This is a genomic window from Telluria sp. AZSoR62 (assembly GCF_058111565.1).
Genome location: NZ_JBYTST010000020.1, coordinates 37883 through 59165, shown reverse-complemented (window position 1 = coordinate 59165; position 21283 = coordinate 37883). Strand labels below are relative to the sequence as shown.

The 21283-nt window shown below is 64.9% G+C and carries 15 protein-coding genes; 13 read left to right on the top strand and 2 right to left on the bottom strand.

Annotated features, from left to right (window positions below):
- Positions 1–156: 156 nt before the first annotated feature.
- Together AC3XQU_RS22080 and AC3XQU_RS22075 are read right to left on the bottom strand one after the other, a co-directional pair.
- Complete coding sequence (locus tag AC3XQU_RS22080) at positions 157–2028, bottom strand: TonB-dependent receptor domain-containing protein (protein WP_489876311.1); 1872 nt, start codon at positions 2026–2028, stop codon at positions 157–159.
- Between the two features lie 110 nt (positions 2029–2138).
- Positions 2139–3074 (bottom strand): TonB-dependent receptor plug domain-containing protein, encoded by a 936-nt coding sequence (locus tag AC3XQU_RS22075; protein ID WP_489876308.1) that lies wholly within the window; start codon positions 3072–3074, stop codon positions 2139–2141.
- Between the two features lie 361 nt (positions 3075–3435).
- Here AC3XQU_RS22075 and AC3XQU_RS22070 point away from each other — a divergent pair, with 361 nt between their 5' ends.
- The 13 genes from AC3XQU_RS22070 (at position 3436) to typA (ending at position 21168) form a co-directional block, all read left to right on the top strand.
- Positions 3436–4374 (top strand): ABC transporter permease, encoded by a 939-nt coding sequence (locus tag AC3XQU_RS22070; protein ID WP_489876307.1) that lies wholly within the window; start codon positions 3436–3438, stop codon positions 4372–4374.
- On the top strand, positions 4371–5405 hold the full coding sequence (locus tag AC3XQU_RS22065; RefSeq protein ID WP_489876306.1) for an ABC transporter permease: 1035 nt from the start codon (positions 4371–4373) through the stop codon (positions 5403–5405). Before AC3XQU_RS22070 ends, AC3XQU_RS22065 begins: the two co-directional genes overlap by 4 nt.
- Positions 5402–7111, top strand: coding sequence for an ABC transporter ATP-binding protein (locus tag AC3XQU_RS22060; RefSeq protein WP_489876305.1), 1710 nt, complete (start codon positions 5402–5404; stop codon positions 7109–7111). The genes AC3XQU_RS22065 and AC3XQU_RS22060 overlap by 4 nt, the downstream gene beginning before the upstream one ends.
- A gap of 48 nt (positions 7112–7159) precedes the next feature.
- Positions 7160–8113, top strand: a complete 954-nt coding sequence (locus AC3XQU_RS22055) for a rhodanese-like domain-containing protein (protein ID WP_489876304.1) — start codon at positions 7160–7162, stop codon at positions 8111–8113.
- A gap of 147 nt (positions 8114–8260) precedes the next feature.
- The gene (locus tag AC3XQU_RS22050) at positions 8261–9289 is read left to right on the top strand and encodes a glucokinase (RefSeq protein ID WP_489876303.1); all 1029 of its coding nucleotides are present in this window, start codon (positions 8261–8263) and stop codon (positions 9287–9289) included.
- 422 nt (positions 9290–9711) lie between these two features.
- Positions 9712–10494: an SMC-Scp complex subunit ScpB gene (gene scpB, locus AC3XQU_RS22045; RefSeq protein WP_489876302.1), complete on the top strand. Its 783-nt coding sequence runs from the start codon at positions 9712–9714 to the stop codon at positions 10492–10494.
- Positions 10481–12379, top strand: coding sequence for a 23S rRNA pseudouridine(2605) synthase RluB (gene rluB, locus AC3XQU_RS22040; RefSeq protein ID WP_489876301.1), 1899 nt, complete (start codon positions 10481–10483; stop codon positions 12377–12379). The genes scpB and rluB overlap by 14 nt, the downstream gene beginning before the upstream one ends.
- Positions 12380–12692: 313 nt before the next feature.
- Entirely contained in the window at positions 12693–13181 is a 489-nt protein-coding gene (gene rimP / locus AC3XQU_RS22035) for a ribosome maturation factor RimP (RefSeq protein ID WP_489876300.1), read from the top strand.
- On the top strand, positions 13178–14743 hold the full coding sequence (gene nusA / locus AC3XQU_RS22030; RefSeq protein ID WP_489876299.1) for a transcription termination factor NusA: 1566 nt from the start codon (positions 13178–13180) through the stop codon (positions 14741–14743). The genes rimP and nusA overlap by 4 nt, the downstream gene beginning before the upstream one ends.
- Positions 14744–14789: 46 nt before the next feature.
- On the top strand, positions 14790–17621 hold the full coding sequence (gene infB / locus AC3XQU_RS22025; RefSeq protein ID WP_489876298.1) for a translation initiation factor IF-2: 2832 nt from the start codon (positions 14790–14792) through the stop codon (positions 17619–17621).
- A 132-nt stretch (positions 17622–17753) separates the two neighbouring features.
- Complete coding sequence (rbfA, locus tag AC3XQU_RS22020; RefSeq protein ID WP_489876297.1) at positions 17754–18173, top strand: 30S ribosome-binding factor RbfA; 420 nt, start codon at positions 17754–17756, stop codon at positions 18171–18173.
- A complete protein-coding gene (gene truB, locus AC3XQU_RS22015; protein WP_489876296.1) occupies positions 18170–19090 on the top strand; it encodes a tRNA pseudouridine(55) synthase TruB in 921 nt (306 codons plus the stop codon). Before rbfA ends, truB begins: the two co-directional genes overlap by 4 nt.
- 245 nt (positions 19091–19335) lie before the next feature.
- On the top strand, positions 19336–21168 hold the full coding sequence (typA, locus tag AC3XQU_RS22010; RefSeq protein WP_489876295.1) for a translational GTPase TypA: 1833 nt from the start codon (positions 19336–19338) through the stop codon (positions 21166–21168).
- The last annotated feature ends 115 nt before the right edge of the window (positions 21169–21283 follow it).

Here is a 21283-nt window from a genome sequence, read left to right as displayed (position 1 = left end):
TACCTGGGCTGGCGCTGGGCGCTCGATGGCGAGCGCATTACTTCTCCCGATATGCTGCTGCGGGCGGCGCTGGGCATTTTCCACACCTAACGGGTACAGCGCCAAAAAAAAACGGCGCACTCAATCGAGTGCGCCGTTTTCATGTGACTCGCCGGTTTAGAACTTGGCGGTCAGGTTCAGGAACACGTGACGGCCCATCGCGTCGTACACCTGTGGGTAGGTGTTGCCGTTGCCGAAGACTGCGGCGACGACACCGGTGACTGGCGGGTCCTTGTCCAGCGCGTTGTTCACGCCCAGGCGCAGGGTCAGGTTCTTGTTCATCGCCCACTGGCCGACCAGGTCCAGGTAGTTACGTGCGCCGAGGCGCTCGTCGACCGGTTCGAACTCGGTGCTCAGCAGCGGGTTGTCGCTGGTGGCGTCGAGCTTCACGCCACGGATGTGGCGCCAGGTGACGCCCACTTCCAGGCCCTGCCATGGGGTGCCCCAGACCGCGCGGATCTTGTGGCGGTACTTCGGCAGCGGGGTGCCGCAGGTGGTGCCATGCAGGCCGGCGCAGTCGTACTCGCCCGAACCCGGGAAGTCTTCCGACTTGAACTCCTTCAGGAAGGTGCCGATGTACGACAGGTCCACGCTGCCGTAGCCAGCCAGCTTGTAGCCGTAGTTCGCGCCCAGGTCGATGCCCTTGGTGGACATGATGCCCAGGTTCTGGTTGGTCGCGACGATGCGGCCGGCGTTGAGCGCCCACAGGGTGCCGAGGCGGTCACGCTGGATCAGGCCGCAGAACTTCGGATCGCCCGTCTGGATACACTGGGTCAGGGTGGTCGACGCCGACAGGCCGCCGATCGTGCCCTCGACCTTCATGTCGAAGGCGTCGATGGTCAGGCTCAGGTTGCGCATCGGGGTCAGCACCAGGCCGAGCGTGTACGAATCCGACTTCTCAGGCGCCAGGCCGGTATTGCCGCCGCTGATCTGGTTGTACTGCTGCGCCGGGCTGTCTTCGATCTTGCCGTACTGGGCAGCCGTGACGCCGGTCAGCGCGCACTGCGCCAGGGTGGCCGACGGGGTGGCGCCGGCGCAAGGATCGGACGACATGCCGAACAGGCTCAGGCCTTGCGGCGTGAACAGCTCGACCACGTTGGCGGCGCGCGCGGCGCGCTGGTAGCTGAAGCGGACCTTGGCAGCCTGGACCGGCGACCACTCCAGGCCTGCGCCGTAGGAGCTGGTCTTCTGGCCGGTCGAGTAGTCCGACTTGCGGTAGGACGCGTTCATGGTCAGCGAATCGGCGAACGGCATCTTTTCCAGCACCGGGATGCGGGCTTCGGCGTAGTAGTCGCGCACGCTGAACTGGCCCGCCACGCCCAGGGTCGGGCCGCCCTGGCCGGCCAGGTCGCCGGTCTCGAAGGCGGTGTCGGTGGCCAGGTCGAGCTTTTCGGTACGGTGTTCCCAACCGAAAGCGACGCCGATGCCGCGGGTGGTGGTCGGCAGCTTGATGCCGTACTCGCCCAGGTCGCTCGACAGGTTGATGCCTTGCACGGTCTGCGAGGTGCTGCCTTTCTGGAAGCCCGGGGTCTGCAGGTATTTCAGTGCTTCCGGAGTGACCTGGCCCAGAGCCCAGATGTTGTACGGCACGCAGTTGGTGTCGGTGCCGTCGATCACGCTCTGGCAGGTCGGCACGCCGCCCGGGCCCGCCACCACGTTCAGTGCGCGGCCGATGCGCTGGTTCGAGAAGTCGTTGAAGTAGGTTTCCGAGTATAGCACCTTGCCCACTTGCGCGAACGCGTCGTAGCTCCAGTTGCCGATGTCGCCCTTCAGGCCGATCACGCCGCGGTAGGAGGTGTGGCGCTGGTCGTCCTGGCGGCCGCCGCCTTCCACGTTGCGGCGGAAGATGATGGCGTCGGCGGTGTCGCCGGGGCCGGTCAGGCCCAGGTCGCGGCGCCAGGCCGGCGACAGGAAGGGGTTCTCGAAGCGGATCGCGTTGGCGCCCGAGGCGTCGAAGCCGAACAGGCCGGAAGGCGCGATCTGGGCCACGGTGCGGTCGTCGTGGAAGCTCGCCTCGGTGTACAGGCGGACCTTTTCATTGACGTCGTAGTGGGTGAAGCTGCTGAAGGTATAGCGCTCCGACGGACGGCGGAAATAGTTCAGCGGGCCGTAGTTGTACTGGTCGGTGGCGGCGACGTAGGGACGGGTATTGCCGCTTGCGTCGGCGACGGTGCGCTGGCCGGCGTCGGTGAAGAAGCGGCCCGGGAAGCTGGTGCCCGAACCGCCGCAGTTGAAGGTGTTGCCCGAGCTGAAGCCGTCCAGCGAGCAAGAAGTGAAGTCGCGCTCCGATTGCAGCAGCGCGTCTTCCTTCTTGTAGCCGAAGAAGGCGACGGCATTGCCGCGGCCGTCGGCGAAGTTACCACCCAGCAGCAGGTTGGCATCCTTGATCTTGCCGTCGGCACCCTTGTCGTCCGGCACCGGGAAATTGCGGCGGCGTGCCGCGTCGGCGGCCATGCACCGTTTTGCTGGTGGTTGTAGAAAGCGTAGTTGGTTTCCAGTTGCACGCCCTGGAAATTGTCGTTCATGATGAAGTTGACGACGCCTGCGACCGCGTCCGAGCCGTAGATGGCCGAGGCGCCGCCGGTCAGCACTTCGACGCGCTTGATCAGCGCTGCCGGAATCTGGTTCAGGTCGGCTGCGGTATTGCGCGGCGAGCCTGCCGGCAGGCGCCGGCCGTTGACCAGCACCAGGGTGCGGTCGGCGCCGAAGTTGCGCAGGTTGACCGTTGCGGTACCGGACGAGCCGTTCGAGATCGAGCCGCCCTGGTCGGCGAACACCTGGGGCAGGTTGTTCAGCAGGTTTTCCACCGAGCGCGTACCTTCGAGCTTGATGTCCTTGGCGCCGACCACGGTGACCGGGCTGACGCTTTCCAGGTTGGCGGTCGCGATGCGCGAACCGGTCACTTCCACGCGTTGCAGGTTCTGGCCTTCGGCCGGGGCTTGCTGCGCTTCCTGCGCATACGCGGATGCGGCGAATGCCATGCCGCCTGCGAACATCAATCGAACCGAACGAGATATTACTGTTTCAACCATCATGTCGAAATTCCCAGGTAAGCTCCGCGGCTCTTTTTTTGACGACGTCCGCAGAGATGCTTCGATCACGTTACCGTTCAAAATATAAAAACGGCATCTTTTACTACTCGGCAATAAAAACATTGAGGTACATACGTTGTCAATTGGAATATATGTACAAGATATAAATACAACTATTGTCGAAAGATATTTACAAAGATGCGATTTGGCGTTATGGACGGGAAACAAAAAGGAATAGCCCTGTAGCGTAATAGCTACCTGTCAACCCGGCGGAATATGCGCTATCGTTACGCCTCTTCGGCCGCCTGCGGGCGGCCCCGGCGGCGCGTGACCGGCGCCGATCTTTCGGACCTCCAGGAAACCTATGCTGAGTTTTATCCTGCGGCGGCTGTGGCAGATGCTGCCCACCATGCTTGGGGTGGTGCTGCTGGTGTTCGTGCTGTTCAACTGGGTCGGCGGCGATCCGGCCTACCTGCTGGCCGGGAAAATGGCCGATGCCGGCGCCATCGAGAACATCCGGCGCCAGCTCGGCACCGACCAGCCATATACCGTCCAGCTGTGGATCTTCATTCAGCAGATCCTGACTTTTGACTTCGGCAATGCGTGGAGTACGGGCGAACCGGTGTCCCGGATCATTGCCAGCCGTCTCGGCCCCTCGCTCACGGTGCTGGTGCCGCTGACCATCCTGGAAACCCTGTTCGGCATCGCGCTGGCCCTGGCCATTGCATTCGTGCGCGGCTCGCTGACCGACCGCGCCGTGATGGTGGCCTGCACGGTCGGCATGTCGGTCTCGATCCTGGTCTACATCATCGTGTTCCAGTACGTCTTTGCCTACAAGCTGGGCCTGTTCCCGGTGCAGGGCTGGGGCAATAGCCTGGGCGAGAACCTGCTGCGCTACGCGCTGCTGCCCATCATCATCGGGCTGGCGGTGTCGATCGCGCCGACCCTGCGCCTGTACCGCAGCTTCGTGCTCGACGAAGCAGGGCAGGACTATGTGCGTACCGCGCGCGCCAAGGGCCTGAGCGAGCGGCGCATCGTCTGGGTACATGTGCTGCGCAATGCGGCGATCCCGATCATCACCCACGTCATGGCCAACCTGCCGGCGCTCCTGATCGGCGCCTTCCTGCTCGAGCGCTTCTTCGGCATTCCCGGCATCGGGCGCGAAGTCATCCTGGCCGTCGAGCGCAGCGACTTCCCCGTGATCAAGGCGATCACGGTCTACGTGGCCGCGGCCACCATGGTGTTCAACCTGCTCGCCGACCTGCTCTACCAGGCGGTCGACCCACGGGTGCGCCTGACATGAGGGCGACGGCAAGCCAGCTCGCAGGACCGGCCCGCGGTTCGCCCGGCCTGTGGGCGCTGGCCTGGCGCCGCCTGCGCGCCGACCGCATCGCCATGGGCGCGCTGGCCGTCGTCGCCGGCTTCCTGCTGATGCTGCTGCTGTCCGCAACAGGCCTGGTCGCGGGCGACTGGGAAGAAGAAGTCGCCGTGAACTATGCGCCGCCATCCTTCATCGGGGCGGACGCGGGCACGCGCGCGCTGGCCGCGGCCGCGCAGCCGCGCCCGACGCCGCCGAATGCCTTCGACCCGCTGGCCGCGGAGCTGGCCGAACTCAAGGCGAAGCTGGCCGCCGCCGATGCGCCGCGCCCGAAGGCCCTGACCCTGCCGTTCGGCGCCGACAAATGGGGCCATGACGTCATTAAGAAGACCATCAAGGGCGGCGAGACCTCGATCGTGGTCGGCCTGGTGGCGGCGCTGGTGGCGGTCAGCCTGGGCACCCTGTTCGGCGCGCTGTCGGGCTTTTATGGCGGGATCGTGGACGACCTGTTCAACTGGTTCTACAGCATCTTCACCTCGATTCCCTCGATCCTGATGATCCTGACCGTGGCCGCGGTGCTGCAGCAAAAAGGCGTCATGACCATCGTGCTGATCCTGGGCCTGACCGGCTGGACCGGGCCTTACCGCCTGATGCGCGCGGAATACATCAAGCACAAGGCGCGCGAATACGTGATGGCGGCCGATGCCATCGGGGCCTCTAGCTGGCGCCGGATGTTCAGCCACATTTTGCCGAACGTCTCGCACGTGGCCCTGGTGCAGATGTCGATCCTGGTGGTGGGCTTCATCAAGGCCGAGGTGATCCTGTCCTTCCTGGGCTTCGGGGTGCCGGTCGGCACCGTGTCCTGGGGCAGCATGCTCAATGAAGCGCAGAATGAACTCATCCTCGGCAAGTGGTGGCAACTGGCGGCGGCAGCTGGCGCGATGGCGCTGCTGGTGACGGCCTTTTCGCTGTTTGCCGACGCGCTGCGCGACGCACTGGACCCGAAACTCAAATGAGCGCCATCGATCCCGACATCCTGCTGCAGGTGCGCGACTTGCGCATCGCCTTCCGCACCGACAAGCAGCACAGCGTCGAAGCGGTCAAGGGCATCTCCTTCGACGTACCGCGCAACAGCACCGTGGCGCTGGTAGGCGAATCGGGCAGCGGCAAGTCGGTCAGCTCGCTGGCCGTCATGGGCCTGCTGCCGATCGACACCACCGTCGTCGATCCCGCTTCGCGCGTACTCTTCGACGGCCGCGCGCTGTTCGACCTGCCGCGCAAGGAGCGGCGCAGCTTGTGCGGCAAGGAGATCGCGATGATCTTCCAGGAGCCGATGTCGTCGCTCAATCCCGTGTTCACGGTGGGCTACCAGATCGGCGAGGTGCTGCGCCGGCACATGGGCATGAATGGCAAACAGGCGCGGGCGCGCACGCTCGAGCTGCTGGTGGAAGTGGGCATTCCCGACCCTGCGGCAAAGATCGACGCCTATCCCGGCCAGATGTCCGGCGGCCAGCAGCAGCGGGTAATGATCGCGATGGCGATCGCCTGCGAGCCCAAGCTACTGATCGCCGACGAGCCCACCACGGCGCTCGACGTCACGATCCAGAAGCAGATCGTCGAGCTGATCCAGCAGCTGCAGCAGAAGCACCGGATGTCGGTGCTGTTCATTACCCACGACCTGGCCCTGGTGGGCGAGATCGCCGACCGCGTGATCGTGATGCGCCATGGCGAGGTGCGGGAAGAGGGCACGGCCGCCCAGGTATTCGGCGCGCCACGCGACGCCTACACCCGCGCGCTGCTGCATTGCCGCCCCAGGCTCGACGAGCGTCCGCTGCGCCTGCCCGTCATCGACGACTACCTCGGCGCGGGACCGGCGCCCATCGCGCTGCCGCAGCGCATGCGCGGCAGCGCGCCCGGCGACGAGCCGCTGCTGGTGGTCCGGAACCTCGCCAAGAGCTTCTACCTGCGCGACGGCTTGTTCAAGAAGCGCGAGTTCAAGGCGGTGAAGGATGTGTCGTTCACGCTGGCGCGCGGCAAGACCCTGGGCGTGGTCGGCGAATCCGGCTCGGGCAAGACCACGGTCGGCCTGACCCTGCTGCGCCTGCACCGCGCCACCGGCGGCAGCGCGCTGTTCGAGGGGCGCGACCTGCTGGCAATGCCGGACCGCGAGTATCAAAGCTACAAGCGGCGCATCCAGATCGTCTTCCAGAACCCGTATGCCTCGCTCAATCCGCGCTTTACGGTCGGGCAGATCCTGCTCGAGCCGATGCGCATCCATCGCATCGGGGCCAACGACGGCGAGCGCATCGCGACGGCCCATGCCTTGCTCAAGCGCGTCGGCCTGCCCGAACAGGCGATCCACCGCTATCCGCACGAGTTCTCCGGCGGCCAGCGCCAGCGCATCGCGATCGCGCGCTGCCTCACGATGAAGCCGGAGATCCTGGTCTGCGACGAGTCGGTGTCGGCGCTCGACGTCTCGGTGCAGGCCCAGGTCCTGAACCTGCTGCAGGACCTGCAGGACGAATACAAGATGAGCTATATCTTCATCTCGCACGACCTGGCGGTGGTGAAGTACATCGCCGACCAGGTAATGGTGATGCACCAGGGGAGCGTGGTCGAGATGGCCGATTCGGACGAGTTGTACCGCAATCCGCAGAATGCCTACACCCGCACGCTGCTGTCGGCGATACCGCGCGGGGACCTCGTCAATCCGTCATTGTGAAGGGCAGGGCGGTCGGCGCAGGGCACGGAATTCAGATAAACTAATGCGATGCCCCAGCTAATCGACCTGCTCCAGACCTACGGTGTGCTGATCGTGTTCGGCATCGTCCTTGTCGAGCAGTTCGGCCTGCCGATTCCTGCCTTTCCCGTCCTGGTCGTGGCGGGCGCCCTGTCGGCCGACGCCCGGGTCAGCGCAGTGCTCTGCCTGCTGGCCGCCATGCTGGCCTGCCTGATCTGCGACGTGTTCTGGTTCCGCGCCGGGCGCTTCTACGGCAAGCGCGTGCTGCGATTGCTGTGCAAGATCTCGCTGTCTCCCGATTCCTGCGTCAACCAGACCGAAGACCGCTTCCGCCGCTTCGGCGTCAAGTCGCTGCTGGTGTCGAAATTCATCCCCGGCTTCAATACCATCGCCGCGCCCCTGTCGGGCGCCATCGGCACCCGCGCGTGTCCCTTCCTGGCCTTTGCGGTGACCGGGGCCATGCTGTGGAGCGGCACCGGCATCCTGCTCGGCATCCTGTTTAACGACAGCGTCGAAGGCCTGCTCGGCCTGCTGGAGACCATGGGCGGCACCGCGCTGTCGGTGCTGGCCGTGCTGCTGGCCCTGTTCATCGGCGCCAAGTTCGTCGAGCGCCGCCGCCACCGTGCGCGGGTGGCGGTGCCGCGCATCGACATGCTGGAACTCAAGGCCCTGATCGACGGCGGGCACGATCCGCTGATTATCGACGCCCGCAGCCTCACCGCCCAGGAACTCGAGGCGGCGATCCCCGGCGCCCTGGTATTCCACTCCTGCGCTCCCGGCCAGCTGATGGCCACCCTCGACAAGGACCGCCACATCGTCGTGTATTGCAGCTGCCCGGGCGATGTGACGGCGGCCCAGGTAGCGCAGCAGTTCCTGGCCAATGGCTTCCACCGCGCGCGGCCCCTGCAAGGCGGGCTGGACGCCTGGCATGCCCACCACGGCAAGGTGCTGGAGCATCCCGACGCAGACCCTGCGCCATGCTGATCAGGTAGTCCGACTACTTCTGCGCTTGTCATGCTGCGCTGCACAGGGAGCACGAATGCGACGTACATGTACCTAAACTACAGAAATAACTTGTAATTGCGCTACAAAGTTTAGTAAGCTCGGGTCATCGCATCCTGATTTTCTGCAATGACCGCATTCCCTTCCAGCCCTGCCTCCCTGACGCCAGTCCACGCCGGCGGCGCGCGCCTGCTCGCCGATATCGGCGGCACCAACGCCCGTTTCGCGCTGGAGAGCGCCCCGGGGCGTTTCGACGCGATCGACGTGTTGTCCTGTAATGAGCATGCCACGCTGGCCGACGCCATCCGCGCCTACCTGGCGCTGCCGCAAGTGGCTGCCTTGCACGGCGGCATCCGCCACGCGGCCATCGCGATCGCCAACCCGGTCGCCGGCGACCAGGTGCGTATGACCAACCACCACTGGGCCTTCTCGATCGAAGCCCTGCGCCAGGAATGCGGGTTCGACACGCTGCTGGTGGTGAACGATTTTTCGGCGCTGGCGCGTTCCCTGCCGCACCTGGGCGGCCAGAAGCGGCAGGTGGGCGGCGGCGTGCCGGAACAGGATGCGGCCATCGGACTGCTCGGCGCCGGCACCGGCCTGGGCGTCTCGGGCCTGATCCCCGCCACCAACGGCAAGCCCGGCTGGACCGCGCTGCGCAGCGAAGGCGGGCACGTGAGCTTTTCGCCCGTCAACGAGATGGAAGTCGCGATCCTGCAATACGCCTGGCGCGAATTCGAGCACGTCTCGAGCGAACGCCTGCTGTCGGGCGCCGGCGTGGAACTGATCTACCGTGCACTGCTCGACCGCGCCGGCCGCCCCGGCGAAAGCCTGGGCGCGCCGGAAATCTCGCGCCGCGCCCTGAGCGGCGAATGCGCGCTGTGCGACCAGGTGCTGGAAACCTTCTGCGGCATGCTCGGCACCGCCGCCGGCAACCTGGCCATTACGCTGGGCGCGCAGGGCGGCGTGTATATCGGCGGGGGCATCGTGCCGCGCCTGGGACAGCGCTTCGTCGATTCTTCCTTCCGCAGCCGCTTCGAGCAGCGCGGACGCTTTTCCGGCTACATGGCGCAGATCCCGACCTATGTGATCACGGCCGACTATCCGGCCTTTGTCGGCGTATCGGCGATGCTGTCGGAAAAACTGTCGGCCGCGGCCTAAGTATTCAAATTAAGGCGAATCCTACACGGCGCGCCGCCGTGGGCTTGTCCGTTGGCCGGTTTTATCGGTTACAATGGCCGCCAATTGCCGTAAACGCGGTGATTCACTCGCCTTGATCGCTCGTGCCGAGCGCCGGGAAGCCTGGCCTTCCCGCTCTGCCCCAGGTAATGCGCGAGTTGTGTTTTGGCCGAAAGGCCGACAGCTATCCGCCCGCCTGGCAAGCGGGCAGCCGTGGCGGGCGCCAAGCCTGCCACCTTTGCCGGCCCGTCGCGTCCAGCCCGGGCCCCAGGATTCCAGTTTTTTTACGCGCAGTAGCTTTGCACCGCGGCTGTTCCAGCCGGCGGCTCGCAGCCGTGGTGATAACCCGGATTGGCTCTCATTTTTTGATTTTTCTTGCATTCGAAGCGTGACGACACCGCGACATGAATACTGACGAGGCCAAACGGGTCCTCGAGACCGCCCTGCTGTGTGCGCGCGAGCCAATGACGATCCACGGCATGAAGAAGCTGTTCGCCGAGGTCGACGCGGGCGGACGCCAACTCAATGCCGGCGTCGGGTCCGACACGATCAAGATTTTGCTGGAAGAATTGCGCCAGGACTGGCAGGGACGCGGCATCGAAGTCGTCAGCCTCGCCTCCGGCTGGCGCTTCCAGAGCCGGCCCGAGATGAAGCCCTATCTCGACCGCCTGTCGCCCGAGAAGCCGCCGAAGTATTCGCGCGCCACGCTGGAAACCCTGGCGATCATCGCCTACCGCCAGCCGGTCACGCGCGGCGACATCGAGGAAATCCGCGGCGTCGCGGTGAACTCGCAGACGATCAAGATGCTGGAAGACCGCGGCTGGATCGACGTGCTGGGCCACCGCGAAGTGGTGGGACGCCCCGCGCTGCTGGGCACCACCAAGCAGTTCCTCGACGACCTGGGCCTGGCTTCGCTGTCGCAGCTGCCGCCGCTGCAGGCGGTCGCGGACGGGCCGGACAGCCGCAGCCTCGAGGCGCTGGAAGCGGCCTTGAACGACAATTTTGACAGGGCGCACGCGCAAGCGGACGCCGACGAAACACCTACCGAGCACCACCCCGAGCTGGATGCGGAGACGGGCGCGCAGAACGATGCGGCGCCGGTCGAAGTCCCGATTTTTGACCGCGAAACGGCGGCAGCCGCTGGGCCAGGTCAGCACAATAAAGAGTCGAACGATGAACCCAACTGAACCGAACCAGACCATCCCTGCCGAGGCAGGCGAAGGCGCCGCCGCCAAGCCGAAACGCACCCGCAAGCCGGCGGCCGCAGCCGCCCCCGAGGGCGCCGCGGCAGCCGCGCCGGAAGCGGCGGCCAAGCCCAAGCGCACCCGCAAAGCGGTCGTCGCCGAGGGCGCCGCCCCGGCCGACGCCGTAGCGGAGGCGCCGGCCGTCAAGCCGGCCAAGCCGCCGAAGGCGCGCGCCGCGCGCGCCGCCGCAGCCGACGTCCAGCCTGCCGAAACGCCATCAGCCGCGCCGGCCGCCGCGCCGCAAGCCGACAGCGCCCAGGGCGAGCGCAAGCCGCGCGGCCCGCGCCAGATGCGCGAAAAGCGCCAGGAACGCGAACTGCGCCAGCTCGAGAGCGCGCCGGCGGTCGAGGCCCAGAGCGCATCCGGCGAAGCACCGGCCGACGGCGAGCAGCCACAGGGCCAGCGCGAAGGGCGCGGCCGCAACGGGCAAAAGCCGGGCAAGCGCGGCCAGCCGACCGGGCCGGGCCAGCAGCAGGCCGGGCGCCAGGGCAAGCCGCAAGGCAAGGGCCAGGGCCGTCCCCAGCAGGGCAAGGGCGGCAAGCCGGGTGCGCCATCGAGCGACGCCGACGCCGTGTTCTCCTTCGTCACCTCGGACGATTTCGACACCAGCGAAGGCGGCCGCGGGCAAGCCCCGGCCAAAGCCGTACGCCGCGACCTGACCTCGGACGACGACGCGCCGAAACTGCACAAGGTGCTGGCCGAAGCCGGTCTGGGTTCGCGCCGCGACATGGAAGACCTGATCGTTGCCGGCCGCGTGTCGGTCAACGGCGAACCGGCCCACATCGGCCAGCGCATCCTGCCGACCGACGCCGTGCGCATCAACGGTAAACTCATCCAGCGCCGCGTGAACACCAGCAAGCCGCCGCGCGTGCTGGTCTACCACAAGCCGGCCGGCGAGATCGTCAGCCACGACGATCCGGAAGGCCGTCCATCGGTGTTCGACCGCCTGCCGACCATGAAGACCGGCAAGTGGCTGGCCGTGGGCCGCCTCGACTTCAATACCGAAGGCCTGCTGCTGTTCACGACCTCGGGCGACCTCGCGAATCGCCTGATGCACCCGCGCTACAACATCGACCGCGAATACGCGGTGCGCACCCTGGGCGAGCTGGAAGAAGGCATGCGCCAGAAGCTGCTGGCGGGCGTCGAGCTCGATGACGGCCTGGCGTCGTTCTCGAAGATCCAAGACGGCGGCGGCGAAGGCATCAACAAGTGGTACCGCGTGGTCATCGGCGAAGGCCGCAACCGCGAAGTACGCCGCATGTTCGAGGCGGTCGGCCTGACCGTCTCGCGCCTGATCCGTACCCGCTACGGCGCCATGACCCTGCCGACCGCCCTCAAGCGCGGCCGCTGGGAAGAGCTGGAAGAAAACGACGTGCGCTCGCTGATGACCGCCTTCGGCGTCGAGAAGAAGGGCGCCGCTCCCGAGCAGGGCAAGGGCCGCGGCGGCAAGCCGCAGGCCGGCCCGCGCGGCGACGAAGCGCGCCGCAGCGACGGCAACCGCATCGACCGCGCCGACGCCAACCGCAATGTCGACCCGTTCGGCCCGCAGGCGGCGCGCGTGGGCTCCAGCCGTCCGGCGCTGCCGGGCGTGGTGCCGGCCGGGCGCGGCCAGGGCGGCCGTCCGCAAGGCGGTGGCCAGGGCGGCAAGGGCGGCGGCAAGCCGGGCAGCTTCGGTGCGGCCCAGCAGCGCGGCAGCAGCCGTCCGAAGCAGCCCGATCCGCTGCAGACCACCTTCGGCTTTGCCGGATCGGGTGGCGGCGGGCGCCGCGGCGGCCAGGGTCCGCGCGGTTCCGAGCACGGGTTGCCGCGCCGCGGCAAGCGCGGCTAATCGCGAAACAATGTCTTGGTGGCGCAATTTGTTTTGCGCCGCCGGGCACACGATTTCGCAATGCCGTAAAATGCGACGCAGGCCCCGATGTGGTCACCCTGCCAACTGTTGCTTTTTGCTCTATTCCTCAAGGCACTCCTTGTCGGGTGATTGCGGGAGGAGCAGTAAAGCTGTATAATTTGCAGCCTAATCGAAGTTCTTCCCATTATTTTCTTGGTGCAAGTGCTTTCATCTGGTTGGGTTGCAAATACAAAAGATGGGCAGATGCCCATTTTTTTTTTGGTAAATCGTTTTAACGCCCTGGAGAAGTGCCGTGCAGCAGTTTGATTTAATCGCCAAGACAGTCGCCAGCCTCGGTTACGAACTTGTTGACGTCGAACGCGGCGAGCGCGGCATCCTGCGCGTGTATATCGATTTCCCGGCAGACGCCGTGGAAGAGAAGGGCCCGATCACGGTCGAGGACTGCGCCACGGTGAGCCACCAGTTGTCGCACGTGTTCACCGTCGAGAACGTGGACTACGAACGGTTGGAAATTTCGTCGCCGGGCCTTGATCGCCCGGTGCGGACCCTCGCCGACTTTGCGCGCTTTGCCGGGCATGAGTGCACGGTCAAGCTGCGCGTCGCGATGCCGGGTACCCAGAATCGCAAGACCTTTACCGGGATCCTGCGCGGCGTCGAGAACGACAAGGTCGGTTTGGAAATTGAAAATAAAGATGGCGCAGCGTTGTTGGAATTTACGCTGGCCGAATTGGACAAGGCACGTTTGGTGCCGCAGGTGGATTTTAGGAGTCGCAAAGCATGAGTCGCGAAATTTTGTTGCTGGTGGATGCGCTTGCGCGCGAAAAGAACGTCGATAAAGAAGTGGTTTTCGGAGCGCTCGAGTTCGCGCTCGCGCAAGCCACCAAAAAACGCTATGAAGGCGAGGTCGATATTCGCGTGGCAATCGATCGCGAGACCGGCGAATTCGAGACCTTCCGCCGCTGGCACGTCGTGCCCAACGAAGCCGGCCTGCAGCTGCCCGACCAGGAAATCCTGCACTTCGAAGCCATGGAACAGATCCCTGACATCGAAGTCGACGAATACATCGAAGACCCGATCGAGTCGGTCGAGTTCGGCCGCCGCTTTGCCCAGGACACCAAGCAGGTCGTCCTGCAGCGCGTGCGCGATGCCGAGCGCGAGCAGATCCTGCAAGACTTCCTCGAGCGCGGCGATTCGCTGGTCACCGGCACCATCAAGCGCATGGAACGCGGCGACGCGATCGTCGAGTCGGGCAAGATCGAAGCGCGCCTGCCGCGCGACCAGATGATCCCGAAAGAGAACCTGCGTATCGGCGACCGCGTGCGTGCCTTCATCCTGCGCGTGGACCGCAACATGCGTGGCCCGCAGGTGATCCTGTCGCGTACCGCGCCGGACTTCATCATGAAGCTGTTCGAACTGGAAGTGCCGGAAATCGAGCAGGGCCTCCTGCAGATCAAATCGGCTGCCCGCGACGCCGGCGTGCGCGCCAAGATCGCGGTCTTCACCAGCGACAAGCGCATCGACCCGATCGGCACCTGCGTCGGCATGCGCGGTTCGCGCGTGCAGGCAGTCACCGGTGAACTGGGCGGCGAGCGCGTGGACATCGTGCTGTGGTCGGACGATCCGGCCCAGTTCGTGATCGGCGCCCTGGCGCCGGCGAATGTCTCGTCGATCATGGTCGACGAAGAAAAGCATGCGATGGACGTCGTGGTCGACGAAGAGAACCTGGCCATCGCGATCGGCCGTTCGGGCCAGAACGTGCGCCTGGCGTCGGAACTGACCGGCTGGAAGATCAACATCATGACGGCCGAGGAATCGGCCAACAAGGTGGCGCAAGAAACAGCCGCGATCCGCACGCTGTTCATGGAAAAGCTGGACGTTGACCAGGAAGTGGCCGACATCCTGGTGGAAGAGGGCTTTGCCAGCCTGGAAGAAATCGCCTACGTGCCGATTTCCGAAATGCTGGAGATCGAGTCCTTCGACGAAGACACGGTCAACGAGCTGCGTACCCGTGCCCGTGACGCGCTGGTGACCGAGGCCATTGCTTCCGAAGAAGGCCTGGAAGGCATGGAAGAAGCACTGGTCAACCTCGAAGGCATGGACCGTACCACCGCCGGCAAGCTTGGCCTGGCCGGCATCAAGACGGTCGAAGCATTTTCGGCACTCGCCTATGACGAATTCGGCGCCATCCTGGCCCTGTCGTCGGAGCGTGCCGGTGAACTGATCAAGAATGAATTTAATGATGTGACCGACGATGAGATGAAGCTGGTCGACAGTAAATACGATGACCGCGCCAAGGCGCTGCAGGCGAAAGCCTGGAGCCTGGCAGAAACGGCCAAGGCGTAATTTGCAAATCTTTATCATCTCCGCGACACATAGAAAAGAGGACTGAATGGCGAGTAACAACGTAGCCCAATTTGCCACCGAACTGAAGATGCCTGCAGACCTGCTGCTGACGCAGCTGCGCTCGGCCGGCGTCGAAAAAAGTTCGACGTCAGATCCCTTGTCAAAGGATGATAAGGACAAGCTGCTGAACCACCTGCGCCGTACCCACGGCGCGGCGGAACCGACCGAAAAGAAAAAGATCACGGTAACCCGCAAGGAAACGACCGAGATCAAGCAGGCCGACTCCAGCGGAAAATCGCGCACCATCCAGGTGGAAGTGCGCAAGAAGCGCACCTTCGTCCAGCGCGACGATCCGGCGCCGGCGCCGAAAGTGGAAGCCGAACCGGTGATCGACGCTGCCGAACTGGCGCGCCGCGAAGAAGACGCGCGCCGCCAGAACGAGCTGATCGCCCGCCAGGAAGCGGACCTGCGTGAGAAGCAGGACCGCCTGGCCAAGCTCGAAGCGGAAGAAGCCGCCCAGGCCAAGGTCGCCGCCGAGGAAGCCAAGCGCGAAGCGGCCGAGCAGGCCAAGCGCGATGCCGCCGCCCAGGCTGCCGCCAACGCTGCCGCGGCCACCGCCGCCAGTGGCGCTGCCGACGAGAAGGCGCAAGCCGCCGCCATCGAAGCGAAGAAGCGTTCCGAGGAAGCCACCCGCGAGGCGGCCGAACGTGCCGCCGCGACCGAGAAGGCACGCAAGGCCGTGGCCGACGAAGTCGCCCAGATCAAGCTCATGATGAGCCAGCCGCGCCGCGTCATCAAGGCGCCGGAGCCGGTTGCCAAGCCGGCCGCGCCGGCGGTGCCAGCCGGTACCCTGCACAAGCCTGCCGTATCGGCCGACAAGAAGCCGGGCGACGCCAAGCCGGGCGACAAGAAGCCGGGCGACAAGAAGTCGATCAAGTCGGCCAATGTCTCCTCGACCTGGTCGGACGACGCCAAGAAGCGCGGCGCACCGAGCGGCCCGAAAGGCCGTGGCGCACCAGCTTCCACCGGCCGCGACGGCTGGCGCAGCGGTGGCCGCAGTGGTGGCCGCCGTTCGCATGGCGACGACCGCGAGACCAATTTCCAGGCCCCGACCGAAGCCATCGTCAAGGACGTCCACGTGCCGGAGACCATCACGGTCGCCGAACTGGCGCACAAGATGGCCGTCAAGGCATCGGAAGTCATCAAGCAGCTGATGAAGCTGGGCCAGATGTGTACCATCAACCAGGTGCTGGACCAGGAAACCGCGATGATTCTCGTGGAAGAAATGGGCCACAAGGCATTTGCCGCTGCCGAGGACGATCCGGAAGCGCTGCTGGCCGACCAGGGCGAGCACGCCGAGTTCGAGCAGACCTCGCGCGCGCCGGTGGTGACCGTCATGGGTCACGTCGACCACGGTAAAACCTCGCTGCTGGACTACATCCGCCGTGCGAAGGTGGCGTCGGGCGAAGCCGGCGGCATTACCCAGCACATCGGTGCATACCACGTGGACACCCCGCGCGGCATGATCACCTTCCTGGATACCCCGGGCCACGAGGCGTTCACCGCCATGCGTGCCCGCGGCGCCAAGGCCACCGACATCGTCATCCTGGTGGTGGCGGCGGACGACGGCGTGATGCCGCAGACGAAGGAAGCGATTGCCCACGCAAAAGCGGCCGGCGTGCCGCTGGTGGTGGCGATCAACAAGATCGACAAGCCGGGCGCGAACACCGACCGCGTGACGCAGGAACTGGTCACCGAAGGCGTGGTGCCGGAAGAATACGGTGGCGAATCGCCATTCGTGCCGGTCTCGGCCAAGGTCGGTACCGGTATCGACGACCTGCTGGAGCAGGTGCTGCTGCAGGCCGAAGTGCTCGAACTCAAAGCCCCGACCGAAGCGCCGGCACGCGGCCTGGTGGTCGAAGCCCGTCTGGACAAGGGCAAGGGCCCGGTCGCGACGATCCTGGTGCAGTCGGGTACCCTCAAGCGCGGCGACGTCGTGCTGGCAGGTTCCTCGTTCGGCCGCGTCCGCGCCATGCTCGACGAAAACGGCAAGCCGGTTACCACCGCGGGTCCATCGATCCCGGTCGAGATCCAGGGCCTGACCGAAGTGCCGAGCGCCGGCGAGGAAGTCATGGTCATGGCCGACGAGCGCAAGGCGCGTGAAATCGCCCTGTTCCGTCAAGGTAAGTTCCGCGACGTCAAGCTGGCCAAGCAGCAGGCCGCCAAGCTGGAGAACATGTTCGACCAGATGGCCGAAGGCGAAGTCAAGAACCTGCCGCTCATCGTCAAGACCGACGTGCAGGGTTCGCAGGAAGCGCTGGTCGGTTCGCTGCAGAAGCTGTCGACTTCGGAAGTGCGCGTGCAGGTCGTCCATGCGGCGGTCGGCGGCATCACCGAGTCGGACGTCAACCTGGCAGTGGCCTCGAAGGCCGTCATCATCGGCTTCAACGCCCGTGCCGACGCCCAGGCCCGCAAGCTGGCCGAAGCCAACGGCGTGGACATTCGCTACTACAGCATCATTTACGATGCGATCGACGAAGTCCGCACCGCACTGTCGGGCATGCTGGCGCCGGAGAAGCGCGAAACCATCACCGGCCAGGTCGAGATTCGCCAGGTCATCCTGGTCTCGAAAGTGGGCGCGATCGCGGGTTGCCTGGTCACCGATGGCGTGGTCAAGCGTTCGTCCTCGGTTCGCCTGCTGCGCAACAACATCGTCGTGTGGACCGGCGAGATCGACTCGCTCAAGCGCTTCAAGGACGATGCGAAAGAAGTCCGCGCCGGCCTGGAATGCGGCCTGTCGCTGAAGAACATGAACGATATCGTGGTCGGCGACGTCCTCGAAGTGTTCGAAGTGACCGAAGTGGCGCGTACGCTGTAATTCACGCACTTGGCGTAACATGGGGGCCAGGACGCTTCGCGGCGATGCCGCGAGGGGCCTGGCCCCTGTTTTTTTGGCCCGGACTCGTACCCGGCGACCAGACCATCACAAGAATAAAACGTAGCAAACATCATGGCAAAACATAGCAAAAGCATCCCCCAGCGCGGCCTGCGCGTGGCCGACCAGATCCAGAAAGACCTGTCGGAACTGATCGCCTACGAACTCAAGGACCCGCGCATCGGCATGGTCACCATCAGCGAAGTGCAGCTCACGCCCGACTACGCCCACGCCAAGGTCTTCTTCACCCTGCTCAAAGACAGCAAGGAAGAGATCAAGATGACGCTCGAAGGCTTGAGCCGCTCGGCGGGCTACCTGCGCAACCTGCTGGGCAAGCGCCTGCATATCCACACGCTGCCGCAATTGCACTTCGTGCACGACACCTCGACCACCCGTGGCCTGGCCATGTCGGCGCTGATCGACCAGGCCAATGCGGTGCGCGCGGCCGACGCCGAGCCGGATACCGTTGCCGACACGAAGCCAGAATCCGAGTGAGCGCGCGTCCTGCCAAAAAGCCGCGCGACCTTGTCGACGGCGTCCTGCTGCTGGATAAACCGGTCGGGCTGTCGTCGAACGACGCGCTGATCAAGGCCAAGCGCGTGTTCAACGCGAAGAAAGCGGGCCATACCGGTACGCTCGATCCGTTCGCCACCGGCCTGCTGCCGCTGTGCTTCGGCGAAGCGACCAAGTTCTCGCAAGACCTGCTGGAAGCGGACAAGTCGTATGAGGCGACCGTGCACCTGGGGATCATGACGACCACCGGCGACACCGAGGGCGAGACCATCGAAGAGCGCGAGGTCGATGTGACGCTCGAACAGATCGAAGCGGCGCTGGCGCGTTTTCGCGGTCCCATCCTGCAGGTGCCGCCGATGTATTCGGCGCTCAAGCGCGACGGCAAGGCGCTGTACGAGTACGCGCGCGAAGGCATCACGCTCGAGCGCGAAGCGCGTCCGGTCACGATCCACGGCCTGTCGCTGGTGGAATACAACGCGCCTTTCCTGAAGATCCTGGTCACCTGCAGCAAGGGGACGTATGTGCGCGTGCTGGGCGAAGACATCGGCGCGGCGCTCGGCTGCGGCGCCCACCTGAATGCGCTGCGCCGCACGGGGGTCGGTGCGCTGACAATGGATGGCATGGTGACGCTGGACGAGCTGCTGGCGCATCCCGACCCGATGTCGCTGCTCAGCCCCGTCGATGCGCTGCTGTCGACCTTCCCGTCGATCGAGTTGACGGCCGAACTGACGAAGCGTTTCCTGCAAGGGCAGCGCCTGGCCCTGGGCAAGGAAGAGGTCATGGTGCCGGCAGAACAGGGCAGGGTGCGCGTGTACCACGACGGCCGCCTGCTCGGCACCGCGCAGCTGGGGGAGTACGCAATTCTGGCCCCGGAACGCCTGATATCGACTGTCTCGTAGGGTTGGCGGGTTTGCTGCCCACCCTACGGGTCACGAGAGCGTCACACTTCGCCGCCACAATACGCTATCGAGCCGGCCAAGCCATTGAAATTCCTGCGCTTTCCCGGCCAGCCCGCCTAGATTACCCACTATACGTGCTATACTAGTCGGTTCCAGTAATCCGCAATACCGTATCAGCAGCACTTAGCAACAGTCAGCAGCAGCACTCGTACACTTTCGTACAACACGCAACTTCTCGAAAATTCATGTCAAACACCAAACGCGCGATTCGTAATATCGCAATCATCGCCCACGTCGACCACGGCAAGACCACTCTCGTGGACATGCTGCTGCGCCAGTCGGGTACCTTCCGCGAGAACCAGGCCGTCGAAACCCGCGTGATGGACTCGAACGACCTCGAAAAAGAACGCGGCATTACGATTCTGTCGAAGAACTGCGCCGTTGAGTACGAAGGTACCCACATCAACATCGTCGACACCCCAGGCCACGCCGACTTCGGCGGCGAAGTCGAGCGCGTGCTGTCGATGGTCGACTCGGTGCTGCTGCTGGTCGATGCCCAGGAAGGCCCGATGCCGCAGACCCGCTTCGTGACCCGCAAGGCGCTGGCCCTGGGCCTCAAGCCAATCGTCGTCGTCAACAAGGTCGATCGTCCAGGCGCGCGCGCCGAATGGGCCATCAACCAGACCTTCGAACTGTTCGACAAGCTCGGCGCCACCGACGAGCAGCTGGACTTCCCGATCGTCTACGCCTCGGGCCTGAACGGCTACGCCGGCCTGACCGAAGATGTCCGCTCGGGCGACATGAAGCCGCTGTTCGAAGCGATCCTGCAACACGTTCCTGTCCGCGACGACAATCCGGACGGCCCGCTGCAGATGCAAATCACCTCGCTGGACTACTCGTCCTACGTCGGCAAGATCGGCATTGGCCGTATCTCGCGCGGCCGCATCAAGGCCGGCCAGGACGTCGTCGTCCTGAACGGTCCTGATTCGACCCCGATCAAGGGCCGCATCAACCAGGTGCTGAACTTCAAGGGCCTGGAGCGCGTGCTGGTCGACGAAGCCGTCGCCGGCGACATCGTCCTGATCAACGGTATCGAAGAAATCGGCATCGGTTCGACCGTGTGCGCACCGGACACCCCGGACGCGCTGCCGATGCTGACCGTCGACGAGCCGACCCTGACCATGAACTTTATGGTCAACAACTCGCCACTGGCCGGCCGCGAAGGCAAGTTCGTCACCAGCCGCCAGCTGCGCGAGCGCCTGGACCGCGAACTGAAGGCCAACGTCGCCCTGCGCGTTGCCCCGACCGACGACGACACGATCTTTGAAGTCTCGGGCCGCGGCGAACTGCACCTGACCATCCTGCTGGAAAACATGCGCCGTGAAGGCTTCGAGCTCGCGGTGTCGCGTCCACGTGTCGTGTTCAAGATGGTCGACGGCGTGCGCCAGGAACCGTTCGAGAGCCTGTCGGTCGACGTCGAAGAAGTCAACCAGGGCGGCGTGATGGAAGAACTGGGCCGCCGCCGTGGCGACCTGCAGAACATGGAATCGGATGGCAAGGGCCGCGTGCGTCTCGAGTACCTGATCCCGGCGCGTGGCCTGATCGGCTTCCAGGGCGAATTCATGACCCTGACCCGCGGCACCGGCCTGATGAGCCACGTGTTCCACGAGTACGCACCAGTGGACAACAGCAAGGGCGAAATGGCCGGCCGCCGCAACGGCGTGCTGATCTCGCAGGACGACGGCGCCGCTGTCGCCTACGCGATCTGGAAACTGCAGGACCGCGGCCGCATGTTCGTGTCGCACAACGATCCGGTGTACGAAGGCATGATCATCGGCATCCACTCGCGCGACAACGACCTGGTCGTGAACCCGATCAAGGGCAAGCAGCTGACCAACGTGCGTTCGTCGGGTACCGACGAAGCCGTGCGCCTGGTGCCGCCGATCCAGATGTCGCTCGAGTACGCTGTCGAGTTCATCGAGGACGACGAGCTGGTCGAGATCACCCCGAAATCGATCCGCCTGCGCAAGCGCTTCCTGAAAGAGCACGAGCGCAAGAAGGCAAATCGCGAAGGTTGATTCCTTCGATGGTGTGACGAAGAACCCGCTGCTTGCAGCGGGTTTTTTTATGGGCGCGCGATCAATGAACTTTGCAACTTCGGGGTCAGGTCTGACATTCGGACACGAACCCAGC

Excerpts from the sequence above, each read along its gene's own strand:
- AC3XQU_RS22075 (WP_489876308.1), bottom strand. The coding sequence starts at position 3,074 with ATGATGGTTGAAACAGTAATATCTCGTTCGGTTCGATTGATGTTCGCA.
- AC3XQU_RS22055 (WP_489876304.1), top strand. The coding sequence starts at position 7,160 with ATGCCCCAGCTAATCGACCTGCTCCAGACCTACGGTGTGCTGATCGTG.
- AC3XQU_RS22070 (WP_489876307.1), top strand. The coding sequence starts at position 3,436 with ATGCTGAGTTTTATCCTGCGGCGGCTGTGGCAGATGCTGCCCACCATG.
- typA (WP_489876295.1), top strand. The coding sequence starts at position 19,336 with ATGTCAAACACCAAACGCGCGATTCGTAATATCGCAATCATCGCCCAC.
- AC3XQU_RS22065 (WP_489876306.1), top strand. The coding sequence starts at position 4,371 with ATGAGGGCGACGGCAAGCCAGCTCGCAGGACCGGCCCGCGGTTCGCCC.
- rluB (WP_489876301.1), top strand. The coding sequence starts at position 10,481 with ATGAACCCAACTGAACCGAACCAGACCATCCCTGCCGAGGCAGGCGAA.
- AC3XQU_RS22050 (WP_489876303.1), top strand. The coding sequence starts at position 8,261 with ATGACCGCATTCCCTTCCAGCCCTGCCTCCCTGACGCCAGTCCACGCC.
- infB (WP_489876298.1), top strand. The coding sequence starts at position 14,790 with ATGGCGAGTAACAACGTAGCCCAATTTGCCACCGAACTGAAGATGCCT.
- rbfA (WP_489876297.1), top strand. The coding sequence starts at position 17,754 with ATGGCAAAACATAGCAAAAGCATCCCCCAGCGCGGCCTGCGCGTGGCC.
- nusA (WP_489876299.1), top strand. The coding sequence starts at position 13,178 with ATGAGTCGCGAAATTTTGTTGCTGGTGGATGCGCTTGCGCGCGAAAAG.
- AC3XQU_RS22060 (WP_489876305.1), top strand. The coding sequence starts at position 5,402 with ATGAGCGCCATCGATCCCGACATCCTGCTGCAGGTGCGCGACTTGCGC.
- scpB (WP_489876302.1), top strand. The coding sequence starts at position 9,712 with ATGAATACTGACGAGGCCAAACGGGTCCTCGAGACCGCCCTGCTGTGT.